Raw genomic sequence first — 5702 nt, 5'->3', positions numbered from 1 at the left:
GCGGCCGGCCATGCGGCGGAGCCGCTCGAAGCGCGGATCGCCGCGCAGCGGGTCGAGCAGCGGCTCGACATCGAGATAGACCATCGAGCCGGAGCGGCTGCGCAGGGACTGCTCGAGCGCGCTCATCGCGGCGGCATAGTTGCCCAGGCCGATCTGGACGAGGACCAGGTAGTCTGCGGGGACGTAGCTCCGCTTTGCCTGGGCCTCGGCGGAGGCGCGGCGGATGCGGCATCCCCTTCGAGTGTCGCGCCACCGAAGAGCTTGAGCCGAAACATCCGGTTGATTTCCGGTTGACGGTGGGTGGAAAGCGGGTTGACGGGTTCGCCCCAAAATACGCGCAGCCGTTTGCGGCGAGCAACCTGCTCCTCGATTGCGTCGATTTGCGCTGGGGCTGGATCAAGTTCCGCCGTTTTGGCAATTTGCATCTCTATTCCGCGAAGGCGGCGGGATTCGTGCAGTACGCTTTCATCATCTGGGCGTTGCTGCTACGCGACTACCCCGCCACCCTCTTCTATGCCGCGGCCACCCTGGCCATCATCGCCTCCCGGGAAGGCTTCCTCTACCAGTGGATGTTCCGCGAGGTCAATGAGCATGCGGGCTCACTGCTGCGCGTGCTCGATTGGCCGTGCAGCCGTATCGCAGCCGGCATTGTCGTGGCCGCGGCAGCGGGGTTGGGCGCCTGCTATTACGAGTCGGCCGTTCCCCTGAGTGCTGCCGCGAGTGCGCCGTTCGACTCGAGCCTGATCGGGGAGTGGAAGAGGGTGCCGGGCGGGGCGGAAGATACCAGCACTGCGCTGAGGATCTTCGGCTTCAACGACTCCGAATACGACATGGAAACCGAGATCGCGACCGAATCGCTCCCTCTCGGAGACGAACCGAGCCGGACTGGTGGTGCTACCGGAGCTGCGGAACGTGAGACCGCTTCCGGGGCTACATCGCGCAGGTGGGTGGCGCGCGCTTTATGAACGTGCAGGACCTTTCGGCAGAGAATCGCCCGTTCATGTTTTTCCGCTTCGAGCTGACGCCTGATGGGATCCTGCAGGCCACGCCACTCAGCGAGAAGATGGCCGGCCCATTCATCAGCTCGGAGGCTCTACACGCCTTTGTGAGGAGCAACCTGAGGAACGATTCGGTCTACGGCGAGCCTTTGCGCTTGGTGCGGAGATGAACGCGGGGGGCGAGATAGCGTGCGCCCCGGGCGTGAGCCCGGGGCGCCGGCGGATTGGCTTCAGGCCGCTATGGGCTGGAGCTCGCGGAAGGTGTGGAACAGCTCGGGATCCAACTGCTGTCCCGCTTCCCGCTCCATGATCTGCAGTGCTTCCTGGGGCTGGTACGCCGGGCGGTAGCGGCGAGGCGTGCCCAGCGCGTCGTAGACTTCTGCAATCCTGACAATCCGCGCCGCCAGCGGGATCTGCTCCTTGGCCAGCCCGTCGGGGTAGCCGCCGCCGTCCCAGTTCTCGTGGTGGCTGCGGACAATGCTCCGGATCTTGCCGGGGAAGCCCAGCTCGGCCACCATGGCGTCTCCCACCACGGTGTGACTCTGGACCAGCTCCCACTCCTGCTTGTTCAGGCGGCCCGCCTTGCACAGCACGGGCTCGGGGAGGGCTGCCACACCCACGTCGTGGACCAGCGCGCCCACGTGCAGGCGGTTCACCTCCTCGCTGGCCAGGCCCAGGGCCGTGGCCAGACTGGTGCTGTACTCCGCCACCCGCCGGGCATGTCCGCGCATGTAGCCGTCCCGCGATTCTGAGGCCTCCTCGCCCCATGCCCGCGCGGCCGGCAGGTAGCTTTTCTCCAGCCGCTTCAGCCGCCGCTCGATATCCCACAGCTCGCGCCGGGCCTTGAGCTGGCCGAAGATCTTGTGGGCACGGTTCAGGCAGCGCAGCGCTTCGCGCGGCTGGCTCTGCTCGAGGTGGACGAGCGCCCACTCGCTCTGCACCTCGGCCTCCAGCAGTCGGTCCTGGCTCGCCTCCGCCAGCCCCAGCGACAGGGCAAAGTGGAGGTTGGCCTGGTCGAGCTTGCTGGTCTCGCGGTACAGAATCCCGTAAAACTTGTACGCCTCCGCGACGCGCGGCTTGGCGCGCAGCCGGCTGAACATCTCGACCGCGCGGGCGCAGGCCTCGCGGGCATGCTCGAACTGCTGCCGCTGCAGGAACAGCTCCGCGCGGTTCAGCTCGACCACGCCCACCATGACCATGTCGCCGGCACTGGCAGCCAGCCCGATGGCCTCGGCAAAGCATGCCTCCGCCGCGTTCCAGTCAGCCAGGTCGATGTGCGCCATGCCCATGTTGTTCAGGGCACGCGCGGCCGTGAGGTCGTCGCCCAGCAGGCGGTAGCGCTCGAGCGCCGATTGATAGCGGATGAGCGCGCTCGCCACATCGCCCCGGATGTTGCTGAGGATGCCCAGGTTCTGATCGGCCACGGCCGTCAGCCGCTGGTCTGCCGCCTGTGCCGCCAGCGCCCGAGCCTGGGTGTAGAGCTGCTCGGCCGCTTCGAGGCCGCCCCGGAACTGCTCGGCGGTGCCCAGGCCGTTCAATGCGGCCGCCACATGCTCGCGCAGCCCGTTTGCCTCGGCGATGGCCAGGCTGGTCTCGAAGGCCTCGATGGCCAGCTCGATGTCGCCTCGCTCGCGGTGCACCCGGCCGATCCGGCGCAGTAGCTCTGCTGCCTTGGCCGCATCGCCCTCGGTACGCAGGTGGCCGAAGGCGGCCTCGTAGCCCGCCAGGGCCTCGTCCCAGGCACCGGCCCGTTCCGCCACGAGGGCGGAGTCGATCAAGGTCGCCAGTGTCTTCATCGGTTCAGTCATTTCGAAGGTCTAAGGCCATCAGCAAGAAGTTAGCAGCCTGTTTCCAGCAGGCAGACGCCGTCGGCCACCGTGTAACCCGAGAAATGCCACAGGTCAGCGCTGACGTGCTTGCTGCTGCCGTCCACCTTGCTGGGCTGGGCCTCGAGCGTGCCGTCCGGCCGGATCCAGGCGATGAACAGCTTGGACTCGTCGGCAATGGACTGGCTGGCATACTCGTAGCTCAGGCGCAGGTCCACCGCGACGGCGAATCCGGCCGCGCCCACGTCGTTGAGGACGATTGACCCGACGGATGTGGCCGTGAGGTCAACGGTCAGGTACTCGGCCTCCAGCAGAGTCATGACGAAGACGGTCGGCTCGGAGACCGCGCCGCGCGGGATCCTGAGCCAGTGCTTGCCCATCTGGATCTCGCCGCCGGCCCCGTCGACCGTCAGGGCCAGGGACGAGCCGTCGCCATCGTCGCCCTTCACCTTCGAGTAGCCGTTGCCCGTGGTGTTGAACTGCGGGCCCACCAGCTCATCAATCGACGGCTGGCCGCGGTCGCAGCTTGCGACCGCCAGGGCGAGGGTCAAGGCCGGCAGCGAGCACTTCATCCAGCGTGGGAACATCACAGCACCCCCTCGGCGATAAGGGAACATGGGAACTCCGCGTGGGTTCGGCCCGCACGGGGAGGCGCGGTCCGGGAAAACATCGGGAACAAGGGGCGGCTCCAGGATTCGGACGGGCCGCCCGGACCTAACACGCTGCAGCTCTGCAACAGCCGGCGCGCCACCAGACTGGCAACTGCCGGGGAGTGGTAGAGCCCGCGCTCGATCCGCTCGCGGATGCGGTGCAAGCGCTCCGGCGGCAGTGGCTTCTGCTCCACTGCCTTGGCCGGGCCGGTCAAGGTTCGGCCCGCCCCGGAACGGACCGGGCGTAGCGTATCAGGCTGAACGTGGTGCAGGCGCATACTCTCTCCTCCTCCATCTAGAGAGAAGGATCGGCAGCGCGGCGGAAAAACTTTAGGCTGGGGTGTCGCCGGGCTTGGCGGTGGGCGCGTCCAGTACCTGGCGCACCGTGCGCGCGAGCGCGTCGGGCGTGAACGGCTTGGCGAGGAAGTCGGTGCCCGGCTCGAGCACGACGTGGTGAAGGATGGCATCCTCGCTGTAGCCGGACATGAAGAGCACACGCATGGCGGGCCGCAGCCGGGAAAGCGACTCGGCGAGCTGGTGCCCGCCCATCTCGGGCATGACGACGTCCGAGATCAGGAGATGGATTTCACGGTCATACTGCTGGGTGAGGCGCAGTGCGGCGGCGCCGTCGGGCGCCTCGAGCACGCTGTAGCCGTTGCGCTCGAGCACACGGCGGACCAGGGCGCGGACGGCGTGCTCGTCCTCGACGAGCAGGACGGTCTCCGAGCCGTACAGCGCCGAGCCGTACGGCGCCGCCGGTTCAGCGTTCGAGTCCGCGGAGCCAGGGGCGGCCTCAGCGGTGCGCGGCAGGTAGATCTCGAAAGTGGTCCCCTGCCCCGGCTCGCTGGTGACCCAGATGTAGCCGGCACTCTGCTTGATGATGCCGTAGACCGTGGAGAGGCCGAGCCCCGTCCCCCTGCTCTGCTCCTTGGTGGTGAAGAAGGGCTCGAAGACGTGGGAGAGCGTGTCCTCGTCCATGCCACAGCCCGTGTCGCGGACCACGAGCAGCACGTAGCTGCCGGCCCTCATGCCGGCGTGCCGGCGGGTGTGCTCCTCGTCCAACTCGAGGTCGCGAGTCTCGATGGTCAGCTTGCCGCCGGCGGGCATGGCGTCCCTTGCGTTCACCGCCAGGTTCACGAGGACCTGCCCGATCTGCCCGGGATCGGCCTTGATGCTGCCGAGGCGGGGGTCCCGGTGCACGACCAGCTCGATGTCCTCGCCGATCAGCCGCCTGAGCATCATCTCGGTTTCGGTGACGACGCCGTTCAGGTCCAGCACCCTGGGCTGGAGCACCTGGCGGCGGCTGAACGCCAGGAGTTGCTGGGTGAGTGACGCGGCGCGGTCCGAGGCCTTGTCGATCTCCTCGATGCTCAGCCGCATGGGGTCCTGGGGGCGCAGGTCCATGAGCAGGAGCGAGCAGTGGCCCTTGATGGCAGTGAGCAGGTTGTTGAAGTCGTGGGCGACGCCGCCTGCCAATCGCCCCACGGCATCCATCTTCTGCGACTGATGCAACAGCGTCTGCATCTCTTGCCGCTCGGTGACATCGCGCGCGTTGATCACCGCGCCGGCCGTGGTGGGATGGTGCAACGTGCTCTTGCCAGTGGCCTCGAGCATACGCCAGGAGCCGTTCTTGTGGCGGAAGCGGAACTCGAAGGACGCCGTGGCTCTGGGCTGGCGCATGCTCTCGGCCAGGCCTGCCTGGATGGATGGCACGTCCTCGGGGTGGCTGAAGTCGAAGGCGCTCGCGCCCACCAGCTCCTCGGGCGCGTAGCCGAGCACGCGCTCTACGGAAGGACTGGCGTAGCGGATGTCGCCCAAGGGGCCGAGCACGGTGATGATGTCGGAGACGTTCTCGATGAGGGAGCGGAAATGCTCCTCGCTTTGCCGCAGCTCCTCCTCCGCGCGCTTGCGCTCCGAGATGTCGCGGATGATGAGCGAGAGGAACTCGAGTTGACCGGCGGCGGTGTTGTGGGCCAGGATCACCTCGGAAACCGGGATCTGGCGGCCGTCCCGCGCGAGGAGCAGCGTTTCCCCGCTCCAGACGCCCTCCCGCAGGGCGGCGCCAATGCCTTCGCTGATGAGCAGGGCGGGCTCGCCGTAGGGGTGCATGTCGGAGATGGTGAGGCTCGTGATCTCCTCGTCCTCGGGGATGGCAAGCATGCGCCGGCCGGCTCTGTTCAGGTAGAGCACGCGGCCGTGTGCGTCGGTGGTGGCGACCAGGTCCGTGG

General features: G+C 67.6%; 5 protein-coding genes. 2 read left to right on the top strand and 3 right to left on the bottom strand.

What is annotated here, in order from left to right:
• Nucleotides 1-290: 290 nt before the first annotated feature.
• Nucleotides 291-965 (top strand): hypothetical protein, encoded by a 675-nt coding sequence (locus tag HY703_02510; GenBank protein MBI4544049.1) that lies wholly within the window; start codon nucleotides 291-293, stop codon nucleotides 963-965.
• Nucleotides 962-1168, top strand: a complete 207-nt coding sequence (locus tag HY703_02505) for a hypothetical protein (GenBank protein MBI4544048.1) — start codon at nucleotides 962-964, stop codon at nucleotides 1166-1168. Before HY703_02510 ends, HY703_02505 begins: the two co-directional genes overlap by 4 nt.
• A 60-nt stretch (nucleotides 1169-1228) precedes the next feature.
• Here HY703_02505 and HY703_02500 read toward each other — a convergent pair whose 3' ends face one another.
• The 3 genes from HY703_02500 to HY703_02490 all read right to left on the bottom strand — a co-directional run.
• The gene (locus HY703_02500; GenBank protein MBI4544047.1) at nucleotides 1229-2794 is read right to left on the bottom strand and encodes a tetratricopeptide repeat protein; all 1566 of its coding nucleotides are present in this window, start codon (nucleotides 2792-2794) and stop codon (nucleotides 1229-1231) included.
• A gap of 41 nt (nucleotides 2795-2835) precedes the next feature.
• Nucleotides 2836-3411, bottom strand: a complete 576-nt coding sequence (locus HY703_02495; protein ID MBI4544046.1) for a hypothetical protein — start codon at nucleotides 3409-3411, stop codon at nucleotides 2836-2838.
• A gap of 393 nt (nucleotides 3412-3804) precedes the next feature.
• On the bottom strand, nucleotides 3805-5702 hold a 1898-nt coding region (locus HY703_02490; protein MBI4544045.1), incomplete at its 5' end, for a PAS domain S-box protein.

This window comes from Gemmatimonadota bacterium, from assembly GCA_016209965.1.
GTDB lineage: Bacteria > Gemmatimonadota > Gemmatimonadetes > Longimicrobiales > RSA9 > JACQVE01.
This window is presented reverse-complemented; position numbering and strand designations above follow the sequence as displayed.

Excerpts from the sequence above, each read along its gene's own strand:
- HY703_02500 (MBI4544047.1), bottom strand. The coding sequence starts at position 2,794 with ATGAAGACACTGGCGACCTTGATCGACTCCGCCCTCGTGGCGGAACGG.
- HY703_02495 (MBI4544046.1), bottom strand. The coding sequence starts at position 3,411 with ATGTTCCCACGCTGGATGAAGTGCTCGCTGCCGGCCTTGACCCTCGCC.
- HY703_02505 (MBI4544048.1), top strand. The coding sequence starts at position 962 with ATGAACGTGCAGGACCTTTCGGCAGAGAATCGCCCGTTCATGTTTTTC.